This is a genomic window from Paraburkholderia flagellata, assembly GCF_021390645.1.
Lineage (GTDB): Bacteria > Pseudomonadota > Gammaproteobacteria > Burkholderiales > Burkholderiaceae > Paraburkholderia > Paraburkholderia flagellata.
Genome location: NZ_JAJEJT010000001.1, coordinates 1280498 through 1301255 on the forward strand (window position 1 = coordinate 1280498; position 20758 = coordinate 1301255).

General features: G+C 64.1%; 21 protein-coding genes. 14 read left to right on the plus strand and 7 right to left on the minus strand.

Annotation, left to right across the window (positions count from 1 at the left end; genetic code table 11):
* Positions 1-146: 146 nt before the first annotated feature.
* Positions 147-719, minus strand: a complete 573-nt coding sequence (locus L0U83_RS05565) for a phasin family protein (RefSeq protein WP_158757564.1) — start codon at positions 717-719, stop codon at positions 147-149.
* A 714-nt stretch (positions 720-1433) separates the two neighbouring features.
* Here L0U83_RS05565 and pbpG point away from each other — a divergent pair.
* Positions 1434-2618 (plus strand): D-alanyl-D-alanine endopeptidase, encoded by a 1185-nt coding sequence (gene pbpG, locus L0U83_RS05570; protein ID WP_233881316.1) that lies wholly within the window; start codon positions 1434-1436, stop codon positions 2616-2618.
* Between the two features lie 197 nt (positions 2619-2815).
* Positions 2816-3064, plus strand: coding sequence for a hypothetical protein (locus L0U83_RS05575; RefSeq protein ID WP_233881317.1), 249 nt, complete (start codon positions 2816-2818; stop codon positions 3062-3064).
* Between the two features lie 68 nt (positions 3065-3132).
* Here L0U83_RS05575 and L0U83_RS05580 read toward each other — a convergent pair whose 3' ends face one another.
* Complete coding sequence (locus L0U83_RS05580) at positions 3133-3933, minus strand: IclR family transcriptional regulator (protein WP_233881318.1); 801 nt, start codon at positions 3931-3933, stop codon at positions 3133-3135.
* Between the two features lie 189 nt (positions 3934-4122).
* Between L0U83_RS05580 and L0U83_RS05585 the strand changes: the two genes are divergently transcribed.
* The 12 genes from L0U83_RS05585 (at position 4123) to iscX (ending at position 13603) form a co-directional block, all read left to right on the plus strand.
* Positions 4123-4845: a (Fe-S)-binding protein gene (locus L0U83_RS05585; RefSeq protein ID WP_233881319.1), complete on the plus strand. Its 723-nt coding sequence runs from the start codon at positions 4123-4125 to the stop codon at positions 4843-4845.
* An 88-nt stretch (positions 4846-4933) separates the two neighbouring features.
* Positions 4934-6370, plus strand: coding sequence for a lactate utilization protein B (locus L0U83_RS05590; protein WP_233881320.1), 1437 nt, complete (start codon positions 4934-4936; stop codon positions 6368-6370).
* Between the two features lie 159 nt (positions 6371-6529).
* Entirely contained in the window at positions 6530-6760 is a 231-nt protein-coding gene (locus tag L0U83_RS05595) for a hypothetical protein (RefSeq protein ID WP_233881321.1), read from the plus strand.
* A 108-nt stretch (positions 6761-6868) separates the two neighbouring features.
* The gene (locus L0U83_RS05600) at positions 6869-7351 is read left to right on the plus strand and encodes a low molecular weight protein-tyrosine-phosphatase (RefSeq protein WP_233881322.1); all 483 of its coding nucleotides are present in this window, start codon (positions 6869-6871) and stop codon (positions 7349-7351) included.
* A gap of 154 nt (positions 7352-7505) precedes the next feature.
* On the plus strand, positions 7506-8039 hold the full coding sequence (gene iscR / locus L0U83_RS05605; RefSeq protein WP_233881323.1) for a Fe-S cluster assembly transcriptional regulator IscR: 534 nt from the start codon (positions 7506-7508) through the stop codon (positions 8037-8039).
* A gap of 80 nt (positions 8040-8119) precedes the next feature.
* Positions 8120-9343, plus strand: a complete 1224-nt coding sequence (locus L0U83_RS05610) for an IscS subfamily cysteine desulfurase (protein ID WP_233881324.1) — start codon at positions 8120-8122, stop codon at positions 9341-9343.
* A gap of 97 nt (positions 9344-9440) precedes the next feature.
* A complete protein-coding gene (gene iscU, locus L0U83_RS05615; protein WP_028216879.1) occupies positions 9441-9845 on the plus strand; it encodes a Fe-S cluster assembly scaffold IscU in 405 nt (134 codons plus the stop codon).
* Positions 9846-9980: 135 nt separating this feature from the next.
* A complete protein-coding gene (iscA, locus tag L0U83_RS05620) occupies positions 9981-10304 on the plus strand; it encodes an iron-sulfur cluster assembly protein IscA (RefSeq protein ID WP_028210067.1) in 324 nt (107 codons plus the stop codon).
* A 75-nt stretch (positions 10305-10379) separates the two neighbouring features.
* On the plus strand, positions 10380-10928 hold the full coding sequence (hscB, locus tag L0U83_RS05625; RefSeq protein ID WP_233881325.1) for a Fe-S protein assembly co-chaperone HscB: 549 nt from the start codon (positions 10380-10382) through the stop codon (positions 10926-10928).
* Positions 10929-10978: 50 nt separating this feature from the next.
* Entirely contained in the window at positions 10979-12850 is a 1872-nt protein-coding gene (gene hscA / locus L0U83_RS05630; protein ID WP_233881326.1) for a Fe-S protein assembly chaperone HscA, read from the plus strand.
* Positions 12851-13033: 183 nt separating this feature from the next.
* The gene (fdx, locus tag L0U83_RS05635) at positions 13034-13375 is read left to right on the plus strand and encodes an ISC system 2Fe-2S type ferredoxin (RefSeq protein WP_233881327.1); all 342 of its coding nucleotides are present in this window, start codon (positions 13034-13036) and stop codon (positions 13373-13375) included.
* Positions 13376-13405: 30 nt separating this feature from the next.
* The gene (gene iscX / locus L0U83_RS05640) at positions 13406-13603 is read left to right on the plus strand and encodes a Fe-S cluster assembly protein IscX (protein WP_233881328.1); all 198 of its coding nucleotides are present in this window, start codon (positions 13406-13408) and stop codon (positions 13601-13603) included.
* Positions 13604-13693: 90 nt separating this feature from the next.
* On the opposite strand, the gene L0U83_RS05645 is transcribed toward iscX, so the two are convergent.
* From L0U83_RS05645 to L0U83_RS05665, 5 genes are all read right to left on the minus strand, one after another.
* A complete protein-coding gene (locus L0U83_RS05645) occupies positions 13694-14431 on the minus strand; it encodes a glycine zipper 2TM domain-containing protein (RefSeq protein ID WP_233881329.1) in 738 nt (245 codons plus the stop codon).
* A 317-nt stretch (positions 14432-14748) separates the two neighbouring features.
* Entirely contained in the window at positions 14749-16284 is a 1536-nt protein-coding gene (gene lysS / locus L0U83_RS05650; RefSeq protein WP_233881330.1) for a lysine--tRNA ligase, read from the minus strand.
* A 211-nt stretch (positions 16285-16495) separates the two neighbouring features.
* Positions 16496-17600, minus strand: a protein-coding gene (gene prfB / locus L0U83_RS05655) for a peptide chain release factor 2 (RefSeq protein ID WP_201697250.1) whose coding sequence is annotated in 2 segments (ribosomal slippage) — positions 16496-17518 and positions 17520-17600 — 1104 coding nt in all. Because the reading frame shifts where the segments join, the coding sequence is not laid out codon by codon here.
* A gap of 117 nt (positions 17601-17717) precedes the next feature.
* The gene (gene recJ / locus L0U83_RS05660) at positions 17718-19424 is read right to left on the minus strand and encodes a single-stranded-DNA-specific exonuclease RecJ (RefSeq protein ID WP_233881331.1); all 1707 of its coding nucleotides are present in this window, start codon (positions 19422-19424) and stop codon (positions 17718-17720) included.
* A 33-nt stretch (positions 19425-19457) separates the two neighbouring features.
* Entirely contained in the window at positions 19458-20585 is a 1128-nt protein-coding gene (locus L0U83_RS05665; protein ID WP_233881332.1) for a regulator, read from the minus strand.
* Between the last annotated feature and the right edge of the window lie 173 nt (positions 20586-20758).

Consider the following 20758-nt stretch of genomic DNA (forward strand, 5'->3'; position numbering starts at 1 on the left):
GAGGTGCTACGAGAGGCGCCGGAGCGTAAAAAAGATTCCCGGTCAGCGACCGGGCAAGTGACATGCCGGGCGGCATGCCGGAGCGTTCAGGTCCGGCGCCCGGTGCGCGACTGCTTCTGCGCGCGCACCGGTTCAATCCACAACGTTCAGACCGGCTTCTTGGCCGAAGCGGCAGCCGAGCGCGACGCTTGGGCGGCAGCCTTGCTTGCAGCAGCGGTGGCGGCGTTGAAGTTGCTTTCCGCCATTTCCACGGCTTGCTTCGTGGCCTTGTGGACCGTTTCGTAGGTCGTGTTCGCGGCGTTGATGGCCGACTTGATCACGGCAACTGCGGTTTCCGAGCCAGCCGGTGCGTTCTTCGCGACGTTGTCGACGAGCGATTGAACCTTGCGGTTCTGCTCTTCGTAGTGGGCTTCGGCGACCTTCGCAAACTCAGCCTGGGTGGCCGAGGCGATTTCATACACGTGACGGCCATACGACAGCAGCTTTTCGGTCAGCGGCTGGGCATAGCTCGTTTGCAGGGCCAGGAATTCCTGCGCGTCCTTCACCGACAGTGCGCGCTGGGCGTGTTCCTGCGATTCCGCCAGATTCGAGCGAACGGCCTGAAGGTTCAATTCGACCAGCTTTTCCACGCCTTCGAATGCCTTGCCGGTGAGGCCGAACAGGGTTTCGAGGTTGGCTTTCTGGGCAGCGGCGAATTGTTCAGGGGTCAGCAGACTCATGTTTACGCTCCTGTATGTCGGCGACCTTCGTGGGTCGCCTGAAGTAAGTGGCACGGCGCTGGTGCTCTGTCGCTCGCTTTGTGCGTCGCAACATTGACTCGATTTTAGGATGCTCCGGAATAAAGTCAAGGTTTTTTGGTGCATCGCACAATGTCGATAATTTATTATTAAACAGTCACTTATGCTTCGCGCATGGCCGGCTGCGACAACTGCGTCGATGCCCCAAGGCGCGGGGCTCGCAGCTAGTCGAGGGCGGCGGCGCGCAGGGTGGTGCAAGCGCAGAAACGTGGCTTCTGGCAAGATGCGGCATGGATCGCATGAACGCGCCTATGGGATTTCACCTGGGTGCGTACACCGAATTCCTACATGGAACGTTAATGATCCATTGCGGTCGAACGCGCGTCGCGCGGCACGGCGGCACTGGTGGTCAGACAATCTCACCCGTATTTTCCTCAGTTCAAGTTCCGTACGACGAACGCCGTTAACGCAGCAAGCGCACTGTGCGTGCGCCGCAAACGTTGTGTGCAAGCGGCATCGTGGCGAGAGGAGCGGCTTGGCAATTGTCTGACTCCATCGAATGCGGGAAGTGCATTGGCTCGCTCAATCGAAGGTCATACTTCGGTTTAATGAGCGCCGATAAGTGCTTCAATTTGCGAATTTTTCGTGGTTTTACTACACTTGGCGAACGATCCCGCCGCTCCATCAAGAACACCAATGAAATCCGACAAGCTCCTGTCGTTCTCACTGATGCCGTCGTCGGTTCTCAGCACCGCGTTGTCGGTCGCTGTTTCCGTCGCGATCAGTGCGACGCTCGTGGCGCCCGAGGGCGCCTTTGCTGCGTCGCAAGACGCCGCACCGGCCAAAACGGCCAAGGCGAAAAAGGCCACCAAGAAGGTTGCGAAGGCCGAGCCGGAAACGGCAAAGGCCACTCAGAAGGCGGGCGCAACCCGTACCGTCGCCGCGAAAGACGACGACGCGCGTCCGGTGGTGAAAAAGCGCCGCGTCACCTACACGATGAACGGCCGCCATCATTCGGCGGTGCGCCGCGTCGCGTTCGAACCGCGCCAGCCGACCGTCGGTCAGGCGTTCGGTCTGCATGAGACGCCCGACTCGCTGATGCTGCGCTCGGGCGTTGCGTACGTGGTCGATCAGAACACGCTCGAGCCGCTGTTCGACAAGAACTCGCACGCCGTCGTGCCGATCGCCTCGATCTCGAAGCTTATGACCGCGATGGTCGTGCTCGACTCGAAGGAATCGCTCTCGGAACAGATCGAAGTCACGGACGAAGACCGCGATTACGAGAAGAACACAGGCTCGCGTCTGTCAGTGGGCTCGGTGCTCTCGCGCGAGGACATGCTGCATATCGCGTTGATGGCGTCGGAAAACCGCGCGGCGGCGGCGCTCTCGCGCTACTACCCGGGCGGCCGACCGGCGTTCATCGCGGCGATGAACGCGAAGGCGAAGCAACTCGGCATGACCGATACGCACTTCGAGAATTCCACGGGCCTCACGAGCCACAACGTCGCGACCGCGCGTGACCTCGTGAAAATGGTGAACGCGGCCTACCAGTACCCGATGATTCGCCAGTTCTCGACCGACCGCAGCTACGACGTGTTCACGGGCAAGCGCAATCTCGCCTACAACAGCACGAACGCGTTGGTCCGCAATGCATCGTGGGACATCGGCCTGCAGAAGACGGGCTTCATCAACGAAGCGGGTGAGTGCCTCGTGATGCAGACGACGATTCATAATCGTCCGGTGATCATGGTCCTGCTCGATTCGAGCGGCAAGTACTCGCGCTTCGCGGATGCAACGCGCGTGCGCACGTGGCTCGACAATGGCGGCGCCGACCAGCAGCCGCGCATTACGAGCGCCGATGCAGGCGGCCCTGGCACCTGATCCCCGCCTTTTCGGATTTGCCCGACCAACGCCCCGCAACTGCGGGGCGTTTTGCTTTCTGGCGCGTGCCGCTCGTCCTATGACGAACGGCCGACTGCCTCGTCGTTTGGTTCGTCGGCAACATGGCTCGGTGAGCGATGACCTGGTGCCCAATCCCGCCTGGTTTCAGCGCGCGCGATGCCGCCGACTTGACCGGCATGTCGCGCCAGAACATGCGTAAGCAGATGCTCGGGCACGCGGCGGAATTTCCCCAGCCCGTGCATGAGGGTAAACCGTCGCTATGGCACCTTGGCGACATTCTGACGTGGCTGAACGGGCGCGACGGATACAGCATCGACTCAGCGCTGCTGGAAACGACGCGAACGGTAAGGCAGGTGAATCTGGCAAAAGAAGCGCGCAACCTCGACACGAAGCTGAACCGGAAGCTCGATGAACTGTTTGCGTGAGCCAGGCGGCGAGCAAAAAAAAGCGGAGGTCACGCCTCCGCTCTTCTTGATTCTGCTTCGCCCTGACTTCATGCGGGCTGCACGTTGCCTTCAGCGGGCTCCGCGTGGTAGCCCAGCGACTCCGAAATCGTGAGCGCGGTCTTGCTCAACTGGCCGAGCCACGAATCCTGCAGGCGGTCCGCGGGTGCCGAGAGCGAAAGGCCTGCCACCAGTTTGCCGGTGTCGTCGTAGATGCCGGCTGCGATGCAGCGCACGCCCAGTTCGAGTTCTTCGTTGTCACGTGCGCAGAATTGCTGGCGTACGTGGGCGAGTTCGCGCTCGAGCCGTCCGAGGTCGGTAATGCTGTTGCGCGTGTGGCCCGAAAGGCCGGTGCGCGTGGCGTAGGCGCGCACGCGGTTCGCTTCGTCGGCGGCGAGAAAGAGCTTGCCGACCGAAGTGAGGTGCAGGGGGGCGCGGCCGCCAATGGCGCGCACCACCTGCATGCCCGAGCGCTCCGAATAGGCGCGTTCGATATAGACGATTTCGTCGCCCTGGCGCACGGAGAGATTGACGGTCTGGCCCGTGAGGCGGTGCAGTTCGCGCATCGGCGTGAGCGCCGCGTCGCGCACGGAAAGCCGCGCTTTCACGAGGTTGCCGAGTTCGAGCAGCCGCATGCCAAGCCGGTACGTGCCAGGATCGGAGCGGTCAACGAGACGGCAGCTCACCATATCGTTCAGGATGCGATGCGCAGTCGAAGGATGCAGTTCGGTGCGTTGCGCAAGTTCCTTCAGGCTGACAGGGTCGCTGTGCGCGGCCAGTGCATCCAGCAGGCGCATCATGCGCTCGATTACCTGAATCGAGGTCTTCGGATCCGGATGGGTGTCGCTCATGAGTTCAGATTCGTTTGACACTTGAGACGGAAAAAGCATTGTATCTCGTATTGTGAAAAAAGTAAGCCGTAAGGCCGAGGCTTTCGCTGCACTGCGGCATCTCGCACGGTCGGTGAGGTGATGCAGACCCGCGTTGGTCGTCGCGGCGAAACAGCGGATAATCGGGGACGGTTTTAACGAGGAGTCCCCATGCGAGTCGGTTTGTTCGTCACGTGCCTCATCGACACGATGCGTCCGGAAATTGGTTTTTCGACGCTCAAATTGCTCGAAGATGCAGGCTATGAAGTCGTCGTGCCGCCTGCGCAAACCTGTTGCGGCCAGCCAGCCTACAACTCGGGCGAGCGAGCGCTTGCGCGTGATCTCGCGGAAAAGACGCTGCGCGAATTCGAGCAGTTCGACTATCTCGTCGTCCCATCGGGGTCTTGCGGCGGCATGATCCGTGTCCACTATGGCGATCTGTTTCGCGATGATCCGGAGTTAATGGCGCGTTTCGGCAAGTTGCGCGAGCGCGTCTACGAACTGACGGATTTTCTCGTCAACGTCGCAAAGGTCACGCTGCCGCAAGGGGAGTTCAGCGGGCCGGTGACTTATCACGACTCGTGCTCGGGCCTACGCGAACTTGGCGTGAAGGCACAGCCGCGCGTGTTGCTCGCGCAGCGCGGCGTCGAAGTGCACGAGATGAAGGACTGCGAGCACTGCTGCGGCTTCGGCGGCACGTTTGCCTTGAAGTACGGCGACATCTCGACGGCCATTGCAGACGAAAAATGCGCAAATGTACAGGCGAGCGGGACGGGTGCAGTGGTGCTCGGCGACCTCGGCTGCATGCTGAACATCGAAGGCCGTCTGCGCCGTACCGGTGACACCGCCACGCGCGTGCTGCACATCGCGCAGGTGCTGGCAGGCGACGTGTGATGCGCCGCTGGTTGCCGTCGCGCCTTCTGCGCGGAATGCATGAATAGCCCAGACCTCGCCGAACACCGCACAACATCGCCCACACGCCATGCAAGTCCAATCGATGCAGTTCAAGGCGCGCGCCGGTCAGAAGCTGGCCGATCAGCGTCTGCAGCAAAACCTCAAGAAACTCTCGACCAAGTTCGTCTCGGCGCGTGCCGAGGCGATCACCGCGATCGATTTCCCTGCCACGCGCGCGGCGCTCAAGGCGCGCCGCAACCGTGCGCTCGAGAATCTCGATGTCTGGCTCGAGCAGTTTGAAACGCAGGCAACGCGGCGCGGGGTGACCGTGCTCTACGCGGAAACGGCGCAAGACGCTGCAAAGCTGGTCGCGGACATCGCGCGCCGCCACGACGTGCACAAGGTCATCAAGACCAAGTCGATGGTTTCAGAGGAAATGCGCCTCAATACGGTGCTCGCGGAAATGGGCGTGCAGTCCATCGAGACCGATCTGGGCGAATACATCCTGCAGATCAATGACAACGAGCCGCCGAGCCACATCATTGCGCCCGTCGTCCACAAGGACAAGGACGAGATCGCCGATCTGTTCGCGAAGACGCATGGCAAGCCACGCCTGACCGAAATCCCCGATATGACGCGTGAGGCGCGTGAAGTCCTGCGGCCGCATTTTCTATCGGCGGATATGGGCGTGACGGGCGGCAACTTCCTCGTGGCGGAAACGGGCTCGGTCGTGCTGGTGACCAACGAGGGCAACGAAGGCATGTGCACCGTGATGCCGCGGGTGCATGTGGCGGTGACGGGCATCGAGAAGGTGCTGCCTACGCTCGAAGACCTCGCCACCGCCATGCGTCTGTTGCCGCGTTCGGCAACGGGGCAGGCTACGTCGAACTACTTCTCGGTTCTAACTGGCCCGCGCGGACCTGAGGACCAGGACGGCCCGCAGCACATGTACGTCGTGCTCGTGGACGGCGGTCGCACGGGCCTGATCGGTGGCGAATTCCAGGAGATGCTGCGCTGTATCCGTTGCGGGGCATGCATGAATCACTGCCCGGTCTATCAGAAGGTGGGCGGCCATGCGTATGGCTGGGTCTACCCGGGGCCGATGGGCTCTGTGCTCACGCCAAGCTATGTTGGAATCGAAAAGACGCTCGATCTTCCGCAGGCCGCTACGCTCTGCGGCGAGTGCAATAGCGTCTGCCCAGTGGGCATTCCGCTTTCGGACTTGCTGCGCAAACTGCGTGAGAAGCAGACGGAGCGGCATCTACGCCCGTGGCGCGAGCGCGCGGCGCTCGCCGCGTGGGGCTGGCTCGCGCTGCATCCTACGGCCTACGCGTTGCTCACCAAGCTCGGCGTGCGGATCCTGGAGCGCATGGGCGGGCAGGCCAGGCTCATTCGCAAGCTGCCGTTCGCGCGCGGCTGGACCAACGGGCGCGACATGCCCGCGCCGGTCGGCCGTACGTTCCGCGAGTTGTACGCGGCGCGGCACACGCATCTGGACACGACAAAGCGCGCCGAACAGGCCTGACGCGCGCCCATCGGTCAAGACCGGATCGCCGACTATTTAAGCTGGCGCAACAGTGTGTTCGTCCGGACCGGGTTTTTCCTGATTGCGACTCTCTATATCATCTCGACTGGCGATAGTGCGTCCGCACCTGTCGCTTCACAGTCGATAGAGAGTCGCATCATGAGAAAGAAAATAACGGTGTACTGGCCGCTGGCGCTGATCCTGCCGCTCGCGGTGACCGCATGGGTCCATGCATGGAAGACCGCCGAGCAGCAAATGCCGCTCGCAGCCGATCAGGTCACGGCAGAACTCGCGCGCGCCGTCTCGTATGGCCTCGTGGGCAGCGAAGGCAAGACGCCGGTGAAGGCAATGAACGGTATCGCGCCGCTGCCGCGGTCGAACGCGATCTGATGATCGCTCTGGCGCCAACGTGCCGTGCAGCGCGCGTTTCGCGCGCTTTGTATAATTCGAGATTCGCCTGCGCGCACTGAACGCCGACCGTTGCTCCAGCCCCCACGAATGAAAAAGGTTTCCGTCTGCTTCGTTTGTCTTGGCAATATCTGCCGCTCGCCCACGGCCGAGGCTGTGATGTTGCGCCTCGTGGATGAAGCGGGGTTGGCTGAGCGCGTCGAGGTCGATTCGGCGGGGACGGGTGACTGGCACATCGGCGAGGCCCCCGACGAGCGCGCTCAGCGGGCCGGCAACCGGCGCGGCTACGATCTCGCGCCGTTGCGCGCCCGGCAGATCGCCGCAGAGGATTTCCACCGTTTCGACCTGATCGTGGCAATGGACGACGCCAACGTGACCGCACTCCATGACGTCTGCCCGGCGAGCGAGCGCGACAAGATCCGCCTGCTGATGGAGTTCGCATCGCAGGCTGAGGCGCGGGTGGTCGTCGATCCCTATTTCGGTGGCGACGCGGGCTTCGAAATGGTGCTTGATCAATGCGAGGCTGCCTGCGCGGGTCTGCTCGCCGCTTTGCGTCCGCAACTGGCGGACTGAGATGAGCGGCGCGGATCTGCCGAATGCAGAAATCGCGCCATTTTTGCGATTCGCTGCGCACTTAATAACCCAAATCGCAACGTTGATACTTGACTAAACTAGTCATGTATTTATACTTGACGAAAATTGTCGAGAATTGCGGTTCCCATACATCATGAGACTCACCACCAAAGGCCGTTTCGCCGTTACGGCGATGATTGACCTGGCGCTTCGCCAGGAGCAGGGCCCGGTGACGCTTGCGGGTATCAGCCAGCGGCAGCATATCTCGCTGTCGTACCTCGAACAGCTGTTCGGCAAGCTGCGCCGTCATGAAATCGTCGAATCGGTCCGCGGGCCGGGCGGCGGGTACAACCTCGCGCGTCGCGCGGAGGACGTCACCGTCGCGGACATCATCATCGCCGTAGACGAGCCGCTCGACGCCACGCAGTGCGGCGGCAAGGGCGCCTGCGAGGGCACCAAGCAGCACGACGGCCACTGCATGACGCACGAACTCTGGTCGACGCTGAACCAGAAAATGGTCGAGTACCTCGATTCGGTGTCACTCAAGGATCTGGTGGACAAGCAGCGCGCCCGCGAAAGCGCCGCGCCCGCCGTCCTGCGTGACCGCCGCGCCGAGGCGCCGGCGGTGGAGCCGGTCAGGGCAGTCCCGCTGGGTCCGAACTCGATCTTCAACATGGCGAGTTCGTAATTCCCTCGAGCGTCGCCAGAACGCCGCAGTCGGCAAAACAGACAGTACAGCGCAGCACACAAGATTCCCCGGAGCGATAGATGAATAACGACATTCCCCACCTGCCCATTTACATGGACTACAGCGCGACGACCCCCGTCGACCCGCGCGTGGTGGACAAGATGATTCCGTATCTGCGCGAGCAGTTCGGCAATCCGGCGTCGCGTAGCCACGCCTATGGCTGGGATGCGGAGCGTGCCGTCGAGGAAGCGCGCGAGCAGGTCGCCGCGCTCGTCAACGCCGACCCGCGTGAAATCATCTGGACCTCCGGCGCGACCGAATCGGACAACCTCGCGATCAAGGGCGCCGCGCACTTCTACAAGAGCAAGGGCAAGCACATCATCACGGTGAAGACCGAGCACAAGGCCGTGCTCGACACCTGCCGTGAGCTCGAGCGCGAAGGCTACGAAGTCACCTATCTGGACGTGAAGGACGACGGCCTGATCGACCTCGAAGCGTTCAAGGCGGCGCTGCGTCCCGACACGATCCTCGTTTCCGTCATGCACGTGAACAACGAGATCGGCGTGATCCAGGACATCGGGACGATCGGCGAGATCTGCCGCGAGAAGGGCATCATTTTCCACGTCGATGCTGCGCAGTCCACGGGCAAGGCGCCCATCGACCTGCAAAAGCTCAAGGTCGACCTGATGTCGTTCTCGGCGCACAAGACCTACGGCCCGAAGGGCATCGGCGCGCTGTACGTGCGCCGCAAGCCGCGCGTGCGCATCGAAGCGCAGATGCACGGCGGCGGTCACGAGCGCGGCATGCGCTCGGGCACGCTGGCCACGCACCAGATCGTCGGCATGGGCGAAGCGTTCCGCATCGCGCGTGAAGAGATGGCCACGGAAAACGAGCGCGTGCGCATGCTGCGCGACAAGCTCCTGCGCGGCCTGAAGGAAATCGAAGAAACCTACGTGAACGGCGACATGGAACAGCGTGTCCCGCACAACCTGAACATCAGCTTCAACTTCGTCGAAGGCGAGTCGCTGATCATGGCGGTCAAGGACGTGGCGGTGTCGTCGGGTTCGGCTTGCACGTCGGCTTCGCTCGAGCCGTCGTACGTGCTGCGCGCGCTCGGCCGCAACGACGAACTGGCGCACAGCTCGATCCGCTTCACGGTGGGCCGCTTCACGACGGAACAGGACGTCGATTACGTCATCAACCTGCTCAAGACGAAGATCGCCAAGCTGCGCGAGCTTTCGCCGCTGTGGGAAATGCATCAGGACGGCATCGATCTGTCGACCATCCAGTGGGCGGCGCACTAAAGCAGCATCGCGCAGTCAGCATCGAAAACGAACCGGCCGCAGCGCAACGAGCAGACCACTGCATGCAGCGCGGCCAACGAATTGAAGGAGTGTGATCATGGCATATAGCGACAAGGTTCTGGACCACTACGAAAACCCGCGCAACGTCGGCTCGTTCGCGAAGGACGACGACGCGGTGGGCACCGGCATGGTCGGCGCGCCGGCATGCGGCGACGTGATGAAGCTGCAGATCCGCGTGGGCGCGGACGGCGTGATCGAAGACGCGAAGTTCAAGACGTACGGCTGCGGCTCGGCGATCGCTTCGAGCTCGCTCGTGACCGAGTGGGTGAAGGGCAAGACGCTCGACCAGGCGCTCGACATCAAGAACACGCAGATCGCCGAAGAACTGGCGCTGCCGCCGGTGAAGATCCACTGCTCGATTCTCGCGGAAGACGCGATCAAGGCAGCGGTTGCGGACTATCGCCAGCGTCACACGACGGAAGCGAAGGCCGACGCGGCGTAAGCGCAGCAGCGGATGCAGGACGGCGCCGGACGTCGGCGCCTTGGGACTAACGATTTTGGATGCAGCAGGGTTGCGTCGCGACGCAAGGCAAGGGCGAAAGCCCAACCGGGCGGCGCGAGGCGCGGCGAAGATGCTATGGCAATTACGTTGACTGAAAAAGCGGCACAGCACGTGCAAAAGTACCTGACCCGTCGCGGCAAGGGCGTGGGCCTGCGTCTTGGCGTGCGCACGACGGGCTGCTCGGGCCTGGCGTACAAGCTCGAGTACGTCGACGAGCTCGCACCCGAGGACAACGTCTTCGAGAGCCACGGCGTGAAGGTCATCGTCGACCCGAAGAGCCTCGCCTATATCGACGGCACGCAGCTCGACTTCGTGCGCGAAGGGCTGAACGAAGGCTTCCGGTTCAACAACCCGAATGTGAAGGACGAGTGCGGCTGCGGCGAGTCCTTCCGCGTTTGAGCCCGCGATGAGCGGTGAAAAGGCGGCCTGTGCCGCCTTTTTGATTTTGATGGCCCCACAAGAACGTTCCAGCCGATGAGCACGCCTTCCACGCCTTCCCGGTCGCTCTCCGATAGCCACTTCGTGCTGTTCGGTCTGCCCGAGCAGTTCGCGATCGATGCGAACGCGCTCGACCATGCCTACCGCACGGTGCAGGCGCAGGTGCATCCCGACCGTTTCGCCGCGGCCGGCGAGGCGCAAAAGCGCATCGCCATGCAATGGGCCACGCGCACGAACGAGGCGTACCAGACGCTGCGCGATCCGCTCAAGCGCGCGAAATATCTGCTGCATCTGCGCGGTATCGACGTTGGCGCGGAGAACAACACCGCGATGGAGCCCGCGTTCCTCATGCAGCAGATGGAGTGGCGCGAGGCGATCGAAGACGCAGTCGGCGCGAAGAACATCGATGCGCTCGACGCGCTTGCGGGCGAACTGCGCGACGACGAACGCGTGCGCTTCACGAAGCTCGCGGCGCTGCTCGACAGCGGCTCGAACCAGCCGGCGGCCGAGGCGGTGCGTCAGCTCATGTTCATCGAGCGCGTGGCGGGCGAGATCGACTCGCAGATCGAGCGTCTCGAAGGCTGAAACGGATATCGGGCGCTCGCGCCCATCAGGTTAAAAAGCAGATCACACAGATGGCCTTACTGCAAATCTCCGAACCCGGCATGGCGCCGGCGCCGCATCAGCGGCGACTCGCCGTCGGCATCGACCTGGGCACGACGAACTCGCTGGTCGCGGCCGTGCGCAGCGGCGTGCCCGACGTGCTGCCCGACGAAGACGGTCACGCGCTGCTGCCCTCGGTCGTGCGCTATCTCGCGAATGGCGGGCGCCGCATCGGCCGCACGGCGAAGGCGCAAGCCGCGACCGATCCGCGCAACACGATCGTTTCGGTCAAGCGCTTCATGGGCCGCGGCAAGTCCGACGTCGAAGGCGCGGCCAACGCGCCTTACGACTTCGTCGACGCGCCGGGCATGGTGCAGATCCAGACCGTGGACGGCGTGAAAAGCCCCGTCGAAGTCTCGGCCGAAATTCTCGCGACGCTGCGCCAGCGAGCCGAAGACACGCTCGGCGACGAACTCGTCGGCGCCGTCATCACGGTGCCCGCGTACTTCGACGAAGCGCAGCGCCAGGCGACCAAGGACGCAGCGCGTCTCGCGGGACTGAACGTGCTGCGTCTGCTCAACGAGCCGACCGCGGCGGCGATTGCCTACGGACTCGACAACGGCGCCGAAGGCCTCTACGCGGTCTACGACCTCGGCGGCGGCACGTTCGACCTGTCGATTCTCAAGCTCACGAAGGGCGTGTTCGAAGTGCTGGCAGCCGGCGGCGATTCGGCACTCGGTGGCGACGATTTCGACCACGCGCTCTTTGCTTATGCGCTGGAGCAGTCAGGGATCGAGCGCGCGACGCTCGCACCCGAAGACGTGCGCCTGTTGCTCGACCGCGTGCGCGATGCGAAGGAAGCGCTCTCGTCCGCGCCCGAAGCGCGTATCGAGGCGGCGTTGTCGAACGGCAAACAGATCGCGCTCACGATCGACGAGCCGCGCTTCGAAGCGCTCACGCAAGCGCTCGTGCAGCGCACGCTCACACCGACGAAGAAGGCGCTGCGCGACGCCAAGGTGACCGCGAAGGACGTGAAGGGCGTGGTGCTGGTTGGCGGCGCGACGCGCATGCCAGTGATCCGCCGCGCCGTCGAGCAGCACTTCGGCCAGGCGCCGCTCACGAATCTGGACCCGGACCAGGTCGTCGCGCTCGGCGCCGCGATCCAGGCCGACCTGCTCGCGGGCAACCGCGGCGGCGAGGACGACTGGCTGCTGCTCGACGTCATTCCGCTTTCGCTCGGCGTGGAGACAATGGGCGGCCTCGTCGAGAAGATCATCCCGCGCAATTCGACGATTCCGGTCGCGCGCGCGCAGGACTTTACGACCTTCAAGGACGGCCAGACGGCCATGGCGATTCACGTCGTGCAAGGCGAGCGCGAGCTCGTCGCCGACTGTCGCTCGCTCGCGCGTTTCGAGCTGCGCGGCATTCCCCCGATGGCGGCGGGCGCGGCGCGCATTCGCGTGACTTACCAGGTGGATGCGGACGGCCTGTTGTCCGTGTTCGCGCGCGAGCAGCTCTCGGGCGTGGAAGCGTCGGTGGTGGTGAAGCCGTCCTACGGCCTCGCCGATGACGACGTGGCTCGCATGCTCGAGGACAGCTTCAAGACCGCCGAAGTCGACATGCGCGCCCGCGCGCTGCGCGAGGCGCAGGTCGAGGCGCAACGCATCATCGAAGCGACGAACGCCGCTTTGGGCGCCGATGGCGAACTGCTCGACGAAGCCGAGCGCGCGCAAGTCGACGTGCTGATCGCCGCGCTCGCGCAAGTCGCGCAGGGCGACGACGCCGGCGCGATCGAAGCGGCGACGAAGTCGCTTTCCGAAGGCACCGACGAGTTTGCCGCGCGTCGGATGGACAAGGGCATCAAGCGCGCGCTGGCGGGCAAGAAGCTCGACGAGATTGGCTGAAGGCGCGGTCAAAAGCGTGGCTGAAACCTCAACAGCTTAAAGGCGAACGCGTCGTTAGCAAACGGCGCGTGCGTGCGTGCTTTCCCGATGTGGCCGAGCGCGCACCGACAGTAGAATGGGCACATGCGCCGTCGGAGGCGGGGCATGCGCCCGATATGAAAGTTATTGGATACGGAAATCACAATGCCTCAAATCGTGGTGCTGCCTCATGTCGAACTGTGCCCTGAGGGCGCGGTCATCGACGCCAAGCCGGGCGAGAGCGTGTGCGACGCGCTGCTCGAACACGGCATCGAAATCGAGCACGCATGCGAGAAGTCGTGCGCCTGCACGACCTGTCACGTGATCGTGCGCGAAGGTTTCGATGCGCTCGTTGCGTCCGAGGAAGACGAAGACGATCTCCTCGACAAGGCGTGGGGACTCGAGCCGACGTCGCGGCTGTCGTGTCAGGCGATCGTGCCGGAGAACGACGACCTGGTGGTCGAGATTCCGCGTTACTCGATCAACCACGCGAAAGAAAACCACTGAGCCACTGAACACCAGGAGGAGCGCGCAGCCATGAAATGGACCGATACGCAGGACATCGCGGTGGCCTTGACGGACACCCATCCAGAAGTGGATCCGCAGTACGTGCGCTTCACCGATCTGCACCGCTGGATCACTGAGCTTGACGGTTTCGACGACGACCCCGCGCGTTCGAACGAGAAGATTCTCGAAGCGATCCAGGCTGCGTGGATCGAAGACGCGGACTACTGATTTCCGGTACGTCCGCGAAGCAGACGAGAAAAAGGCGATTTGCCAATACGGCAAATCGCCTTTTTTATTGCGTTGCCGGTTTCAGCGCAATCAACCCGCGACGAGCGTGCCGTTCTCCACGCGCACGCGCTCGCCCTGCTGGAACGGCGGTGCCTCGTGATAAGTGAAGTAGCGCGTCTTGCCGTTCTCCATACGCACGCGCACCGAATAGCTCGTCGAGCTGCGCAAGTGCTTTTCGACCGAGTTGCCCGCGAAGCCGCCGCCCAGCGCGCCTAGCAGCGTCATAGCCGTGCGGCCGTTACCCGAGCCGAACTGGTTGCCGACCACGCCGCCAGCTACCGCGCCGCCCACTGCGCCGATACCGGTGCCGTGACCTTCCTGCTTGACTTCGGAAATCGCGACGACCGTGCCGCACGTCGAACATGCTGGCTGGGCGGGCGGCGCTTCCTGCGTGTACTGCTGCTGCGAAGGCTGCGGCGGCTGGCCGGGCTGTTGGCCATATTGCTGCGGCGGGGCGACGGGCACGGCCGCTGGCTGTTGAGCTTGTGCCGGGGCGGGCTGCGGTTCGGCGGGCGCATTCTGGTCGTTCTGCGCGTATTGCGAGGCCTGCACCGGCTTCGTCGAGTCGACCACCGGCGGCTGTGAAGCCGTCATGGCCGTCTGGCCCGTTTGAACCTGGGCGCTCTGTTCGGCGGTGCTGGAAGCTTTCGGGAAAACGCCGGTGATGGCTGCGGTAGCCGCAAGGCTTGCGACGATGACAGCCGCCGCCGCGGTTGCGATAAGCGGGTGAAGGCGGCGTTTCGGTGTGGTCGGATCGGTTGTGTTCATGACGGGCTCCGTCTTTGGCAGAGTTGGCTCTCTTGTGAGACCCAGTTTGAGCCAATCCAATTCTGTGAGCGTTTCAATTTGTAACCCTGTGCTGCGATGGCAGGGAGGCGAGAAGGGCGCAATCATGGCGTACTCATCGCACAGCGTTGCACAGCGCGGTTTTCCACGTGGGCGCAATTGACGTACCCGTCTCAGCCGCAGCGCTAGCCAGCAGAATTTACCGATGGTTACAAACGTGTGCGCTGAGGTGCCCCAAAGAAACGGGGCGCATGCGGTATGAACCGCACGCGCCCCGTCATGTCAGGCAGATGTACCGCTTAGTCTTCGCGGCGCAGGTGCGGGAAGAGGATCACGTCGCGGATGCTTGCGCTGTCCGTGAGCAGCATGATCAGGCGGTCGATACCGATGCCGCAGCCGCCCGTCGGGGGCATGCCGTACTCGAGCGCGCGGATATAGTCGGCGTCATAGAACATCGCTTCCTCGTCGCCTGCGTCCTTCTGCTCGACCTGCTTCTTGAAGCGCGCGGCCTGGTCTTCCGGATCGTTGAGCTCCGAGAAACCGTTGGCGATCTCGCGGCCCGTGATGAAGAGCTCGAAGCGTTCGGTGATGCCCGGCAGCGTGTCCGAGGCGCGAGCAAGCGGCGAGACTTCAACGGGGTAGTCGATGATATAGGTCGGCTCCCACAGTTGCGACTCGGCGGTCTCTTCGAAGAGCGCCAGTTGCAGCGAGCCCACGCCTGCGTTCAGGAACTGCGGCTGGTTCGCGTCGACGCCGAACTTCTTCAGTTCCGCACGCAGGAAAGCTGCGTCGGCGAGTTGCTCGTTCGTGTACTGCGGCGCGTACTTCTGGATCGCCTGGACGATCGTCAAGCGATGGAACGGCTTCGAGAGGTCGAGTTCACGGCCCTGATACGTCAGCACGGCGGTGCCGCTCGCATCGATGGCGGCCTGGCGGATCAGTTGCTCGGTGAAGTCCATGAGCCACGCGTAGTCGGTGTACGCGGCGTAGAACTCCATCATCGTGAATTCCGGATTGTGGCGCGGCGAAACGCCTTCGTTACGGAAATTCCGGTTGATTTCGAACACGCGCTCGAAGCCGCCCACGACCAGGCGCTTGAGATACAGCTCGGGCGCGATGCGCATGAACATCTGCATGTCGAGCGCGTTGTGGTGCGTGACGAACGGCTTCGCGGCGGCGCCGCCCGGGATCGGGTGCAGCATCGGCGTTTCGACTTCCATGAAGCCCGAGTCGGCCATGAAGCGGCGCACGGAGGAAATCGCCTTGGTGCGCGCCTGGAACGTCTGACGCGCTTCGGGCGTGACGATCAGGTCGACATAGCGCTGGCGATAACGCATTTCCTGGTCGGCGAGGCCGTGGAACTTGTCCGGCAGCGGACGCAGCGCCTTGGAGAGCAGGCGCAGTTCCGTGCAGCGCACCGAAAGCTCGCCCTTGTTGGTGCGGAACAGCACGCCTTTAGCCGCGACGATGTCGCCCAGGTCCCATTTCTTGAACGCTTCGTAGGTCGCTTCGCCCACGTCGGCGGGCGTGATGAAGAACTGGATCTGGCCCGAGCCGTCGCGCACGGTGGCGAAGCTCGCCTTGCCCATCACGCGCTTGAGCATCATGCGGCCGGCGATCGCCACTTCGAGCGGCTTGGCTTCGAGCGCGTCCTTGTCGGTGTCGGCGTTGTCGCGCTGCAGGTCGGCGGCGTGGTGGGTCGGGCGGAAGTCGTTCGGATAGGCGACGCCTGCTTCGCGCAGCGCGCGCAGTTTCTCGCGGCGCTCGGCGATGATCTGGTTGTCGTCGAGTTCGGGCGCGGCGCTGGGCGCATTCTGCTGGGTCGGTTCGGTCATGATGGCTCGGAGTTCTTTGATTCGCAGGTGTTTCGGCGAGTTTTCGGGGCTGCGGCCCCGGCATGGTCCTTCGCGGGACACGGCGCGCATCGCGCGCAGATAAGCGGACTTCAGTTCCTGCTGCGCGCCGCGCACCTCGCGGTCGTTGCGGGCGGCGCATCAGGAGAGGGCGGCGTGCGGTGTTCTGCAGCGCCCGTGGCGTGCGGGAAGCTTACACGCCCTGTTTCAGGCTTGCGCTGATGAAGGCGTCGAGATCGCCGTCGAGCACGGCCTTCGTGTTGCTGATTTCGACGTTGGTGCGCAGATCCTTGATACGGCTGTTGTCGAGCACGTAGGAGCGGATCTGGTGGCCCCAGCCCACGTCCGACTTGCCCGCTTCGAGCTTGTCCTGCTCCGACTGACGTTTGCGCATTTCGGCTTCGTACAGGCGCGATTTGAGCATGGCCATGGCTTCGGCGCGGTTGCGGTGCTGCGAGCGGTCGTTCTGGCACTGCACGACGATGCCCGACGGAACGTGCGTGATACGCACGGCGGAGTCGGTCTTGTTGATGTGCTGACCGCCCGCGCCCGAAGCGCGGTACGTGTCGATGCGCAGATCGGCCGGATTGACTTCGATCTCGAACGAATCGTCGATTTCCGGGTACACGAACACCGACGAGAACGACGTGTGGCGGCCGCCCGACGAGTCGAACGGCGACTTGCGCACGAGCCGGTGAATGCCGGTTTCGGTGCGCAGGAACCCGTAGGCGTATTCGCCTTCGACCTTGATCGTCGCGCTCTTGATGCCGGCCACGTCGCCTTCGGACTCTTCGAGCACTTCGGTCTTGAAGCCCTTGCGCTCGCAATAGCGCACGTACTGGCGCAGCAGCATGGAAGCCCAGTCGCACGCCTCGGTGCCGCCGGCACCGGCCTGGATGTCGATGAACGCATTGTTCGGGTCGGCCGGATTCGCGAACATGCGGCGGAATTCGACGTCGGCTACGCGCGCTTCGATCGCCTGAGCGTCGGTTTCGATGGCGACGAGCGTGTCCTCATCGCCTTCCTCGCGGGCCATCTCGAAGAGATCCTGCGTGTCGCGCGTATCGTTCTCGATACCGTCGAGCACGTGCACCACGCCCTCGAGGAGCTTCTTTTCCTTGCCGAGACCCTGGGCGTGCTTCGAGTCGTTCCAGACGTTGGGGTCTTCGAGTTCACTGTTGACTTCGACGAGCCGTCGGGCTTTTACGTCGTAGTCAAAGATACCCCCGTAGCTCGCCCGCGCGCGTGCGCAGGTCCGCCAAAAGAGCTTCGATCGCGTTGAGACGTTCCGCTTCCATTTGTATCGTGATCCGGCGTGTAAAACATTGAATTATAGCTGATTGGACCCGGATCAAGGGCGGCGCGGACCATCGGAGGGCCCGCGCCTGGGTGCCTGGAGTGGACTCGGCGCGGACTCAGAGCGCCGCGTGCTCCACGACGAGTTGCACGCGCGAGACGCCGTTCCAGGTGTCGCGCACGAGCCGGTAAGCGACGGTCGTGTGCTGCGGCAGCGACTCCGTGTGATTGAACCAGATCGCGTTGAAGCGCTGGCGCCCGCGCAGCAATTGCAGCTTGAGGTGCTTGTCCTTCACGAGCGCCTGCGAAGCCACTTCGAACTCTCCCGAGAACACGGGCGCCGGGAAGCCCTGGCCCCACACGGCGGCGTCGAGCATCTCCACGAAATCGGGCGTGAAGTAGGCGTCTTCGAGATCGCCGTCCGTCTCGACGGTGCGCGCGAGCGCTTCTTCCGTGAGCCACTCGCGGCCCACGCGCTCGAATGCGGCGGCGAAGCGCGGCACGTCAGCGGCGGCGATCGTCATGCCCGCGGCCATGGCGTGGCCGCCGAACTTCTGGATCAGACCCGGCTCGCGCTTGCTGATGAGATCGACGGCGTCGCGCAGATGGAAACCGGGGATCGAACGTCCCGAGCCTTTCACGAGTTCGCCGTCGTCGTCGGCAGGCGCGAAGGTGAACGAAGGGCGGTGAAAACGCTCCTTGAGCCGCCCCGCGACGATGCCGATCACGCCCTGGTGCCAGCCTTCGTTGAACAGCGTGAGCGTAGCCTTGCCTTGCGGATCGACATCGGCAAGATCGGCAAGCGCCTGCTGCTGCATGCCCGCCTCGATCTCGCGGCGCTCGCGGTTCATCGAGTCGAGCTGCTGGGCGAGTTCCCACGCGCGGCCCACGTCGTCCGTGGTCAGGCATTCGATGCCGAGCGACATGTCCGAGAGCCGCCCGGCCGCGTTCAGACGTGGGCCGAGCGCAAAGCCGAAGTCGAAGCCCGACGCGCTTTTCGCGTCGCGGCCCGCAGCGCGGAAGAGCGCCGCAATGCCCGGCTGCATGCGGCCGTTGCGCACGCGTTGCAAACCCTGCGCGACGAGCACGCGGTTGTTGCCGTCCAGTTTCACGACGTCGGCGACGGTGCCGAGCGCGACGAGATCGAGCAGGCCGTCGAGGCGCGGCTCGGGGTTCGTCTCGCTGAACGCGCCGCGCTGGCGCAATTCCGCGCGCAGCGCGAGCAGCGTGTAGAACATGACGCCCACGCCCGCGATGCACTTGCTCGGAAACTCGCAACCCGGCTGATTCGGATTGACGATGGCGCGCGCGTCGGGGAGCGTGTCGCCGGGCAGGTGGTGGTCGGTCACGAGCACCTCGATGCCAAGCGCGTTGGCGGCTTCGACGCCTTCCACGCTGGCGATGCCGTTGTCCACCGTGATCAGGATGTCGGGCGGGCCGCCTTTGCGTTGCGCGGCGAGTGCGACGATCTCGGGCGTGAGGCCGTAGCCGTACTCGAAGCGGTTCGGCACGAGATAGTCGATCTGCGCGCCGAACATGCGCAGGCCGCGCACGGCCACGGCGCAGGCGGTTGCGCCGTCGCAGTCGTAGTCGGCGACCACGAGCATGCGGCACTCGGCTTCCAGCGCGTCGGCGAGCAGCGTGGCCGCCTCGTCGATGCCCTTCATGCCCGTGGGCGGGATGAGGCGCGCGAGACCGGTTTCGATCTCGTCGGGCTGGCAGACGCCACGCGAGGCGTAAAGGCGTGCGAGCACTGGATGCAGGCCGTGGCGCACGAGCACTTCGGTGTCGGCGGGCGAGCAGGCGCGGGTGACGATTCGGGTCATGCGTGAGCGCGGAAAGAAGAAGTCATTCGGAGATCATTCGATAAAGAGCGACGCGAACAGACGGCGTCGCCAGAACTTGCGCAGATCGCCGCGCGTGATGGAGAGCGTGACCGAGCCCGTGTCGCCGCACAGCGTGAGGTCGAGCGCGGCGAGCGCGCCCGTTTGCAGCGCGGCGAGCGCGGGCGCGAACCAGTCGCGCTCCAGTTGCGCGAACGCTGCGTTCCAGCGGCCCCAGTCCTGCTGGATGAAGGCTGCTGAAAACGGATCGAGTTCGACGAGCGTCGCTCCCTTGCCCGAACCGTTGTTGAGTGAGGCTGCGAGTGCTGCATAAGTCGCTGGCGCGGCGCCGACTTGCGCATTCGCCGCGAGTGCCAGGCCGCGCGTGGCGGCCGCATCGGAGCACACTTGCGCATACGGGCTCGTGACGGCGCGCAGCTCGCCTTGCGCGTGGAACCAGATCGAATTGACGGCGGGCAGACCGCGCGCCTCGCGCGCTTCGTTCACCGGATGCTCGAACCATGCCATCTGCACTTCGTTCTGCACCTTCATCCACGCGCGCGAACGCTGGCCCGAGTGGGCCTCGTGCGGCAGCCAGATCTCGATGTTGCGGCCGCTCGCGCGCAAGGGCGACGCGCCCGCGAGCGTTCCGAACCCTCCCGAGGAGAGATACCAGCGCTGCGGCGTCGGGGCTTCGATACGCACGCCCAGTTCTTCGATCAGCGGGCGGGCGACGGTGTAGAGCGTGGCGGCGTCGGCGTCGGCGAGTTCCAGCGAGGCGGGGTCGATCAGCACCAGATGATCGTGCGCGATGCGCACGTGCACGGGCTGCACGCACGCCCACGTGGCGTCGCCGGGCGTCCCGCCGTCGGCGAGCAGCATGTAGGGCGCAAGTGGCGCTTCGTCATCGGCGGCCGCCGACGGCTTCACATGGTTTGCGCTCGCAGTACCGAGTGCGCCGAACTGGCGCGCAACCCAGCGCTCGTGCGGCAGCGTGCGCTGGAAGTCCTCGCCGATCACCTGCTCGCCGAGTGTCGCGCGCGCAACCAGTTTCGCGAGCGCCGGGTATTCGAGGCCCGCGAGCGCGGTGGAGGCGGCCGCGGCGCAGGGCAAGGCAAAGGGGACGAGCAGATGGAGTCGGTCGGCGGGCATGATGGTGCGCATTGTACTTCGGCGCTGCGCACGCCGGGCTGCCCTCGGAGGTGTCGCAACGGCCCCGCATTGCCCCGTTATGCTCGTGCTGCGGCACTTGTGGACGAAATGTGGCTCGAAGAAGAGGGCGGGCAGAAGCCTGCGGGCGATGCACTTCTCACGCGCGAAAGTTCGTGGGAACGCCG

What these genes read in the sequence shown, in the direction of transcription:
- L0U83_RS05565 (WP_158757564.1), bottom strand. Translation starts at nt 719, where the DNA reads ATGAGTCTGCTGACCCCTGAACAATTCGCCGCTGCCCAGAAAGCCAAC.
- pbpG (WP_233881316.1), top strand. Translation starts at nt 1,434, where the DNA reads ATGAAATCCGACAAGCTCCTGTCGTTCTCACTGATGCCGTCGTCGGTT.
- L0U83_RS05575 (WP_233881317.1), top strand. Translation starts at nt 2,816, where the DNA reads ATGTCGCGCCAGAACATGCGTAAGCAGATGCTCGGGCACGCGGCGGAA.
- L0U83_RS05580 (WP_233881318.1), bottom strand. Translation starts at nt 3,933, where the DNA reads ATGAGCGACACCCATCCGGATCCGAAGACCTCGATTCAGGTAATCGAG.
- L0U83_RS05585 (WP_233881319.1), top strand. Translation starts at nt 4,123, where the DNA reads ATGCGAGTCGGTTTGTTCGTCACGTGCCTCATCGACACGATGCGTCCG.
- L0U83_RS05590 (WP_233881320.1), top strand. Translation starts at nt 4,934, where the DNA reads ATGCAAGTCCAATCGATGCAGTTCAAGGCGCGCGCCGGTCAGAAGCTG.
- L0U83_RS05595 (WP_233881321.1), top strand. Translation starts at nt 6,530, where the DNA reads ATGAGAAAGAAAATAACGGTGTACTGGCCGCTGGCGCTGATCCTGCCG.
- L0U83_RS05600 (WP_233881322.1), top strand. Translation starts at nt 6,869, where the DNA reads ATGAAAAAGGTTTCCGTCTGCTTCGTTTGTCTTGGCAATATCTGCCGC.
- iscR (WP_233881323.1), top strand. Translation starts at nt 7,506, where the DNA reads ATGAGACTCACCACCAAAGGCCGTTTCGCCGTTACGGCGATGATTGAC.
- L0U83_RS05610 (WP_233881324.1), top strand. Translation starts at nt 8,120, where the DNA reads ATGAATAACGACATTCCCCACCTGCCCATTTACATGGACTACAGCGCG.
- iscU (WP_028216879.1), top strand. Translation starts at nt 9,441, where the DNA reads ATGGCATATAGCGACAAGGTTCTGGACCACTACGAAAACCCGCGCAAC.
- iscA (WP_028210067.1), top strand. Translation starts at nt 9,981, where the DNA reads ATGGCAATTACGTTGACTGAAAAAGCGGCACAGCACGTGCAAAAGTAC.
- hscB (WP_233881325.1), top strand. Translation starts at nt 10,380, where the DNA reads ATGAGCACGCCTTCCACGCCTTCCCGGTCGCTCTCCGATAGCCACTTC.
- hscA (WP_233881326.1), top strand. Translation starts at nt 10,979, where the DNA reads ATGGCCTTACTGCAAATCTCCGAACCCGGCATGGCGCCGGCGCCGCAT.
- fdx (WP_233881327.1), top strand. Translation starts at nt 13,034, where the DNA reads ATGCCTCAAATCGTGGTGCTGCCTCATGTCGAACTGTGCCCTGAGGGC.
- iscX (WP_233881328.1), top strand. Translation starts at nt 13,406, where the DNA reads ATGAAATGGACCGATACGCAGGACATCGCGGTGGCCTTGACGGACACC.
- L0U83_RS05645 (WP_233881329.1), bottom strand. Translation starts at nt 14,431, where the DNA reads ATGAACACAACCGATCCGACCACACCGAAACGCCGCCTTCACCCGCTT.
- lysS (WP_233881330.1), bottom strand. Translation starts at nt 16,284, where the DNA reads ATGACCGAACCGACCCAGCAGAATGCGCCCAGCGCCGCGCCCGAACTC.
- recJ (WP_233881331.1), bottom strand. Translation starts at nt 19,424, where the DNA reads ATGACCCGAATCGTCACCCGCGCCTGCTCGCCCGCCGACACCGAAGTG.
- L0U83_RS05665 (WP_233881332.1), bottom strand. Translation starts at nt 20,585, where the DNA reads ATGCGCACCATCATGCCCGCCGACCGACTCCATCTGCTCGTCCCCTTT.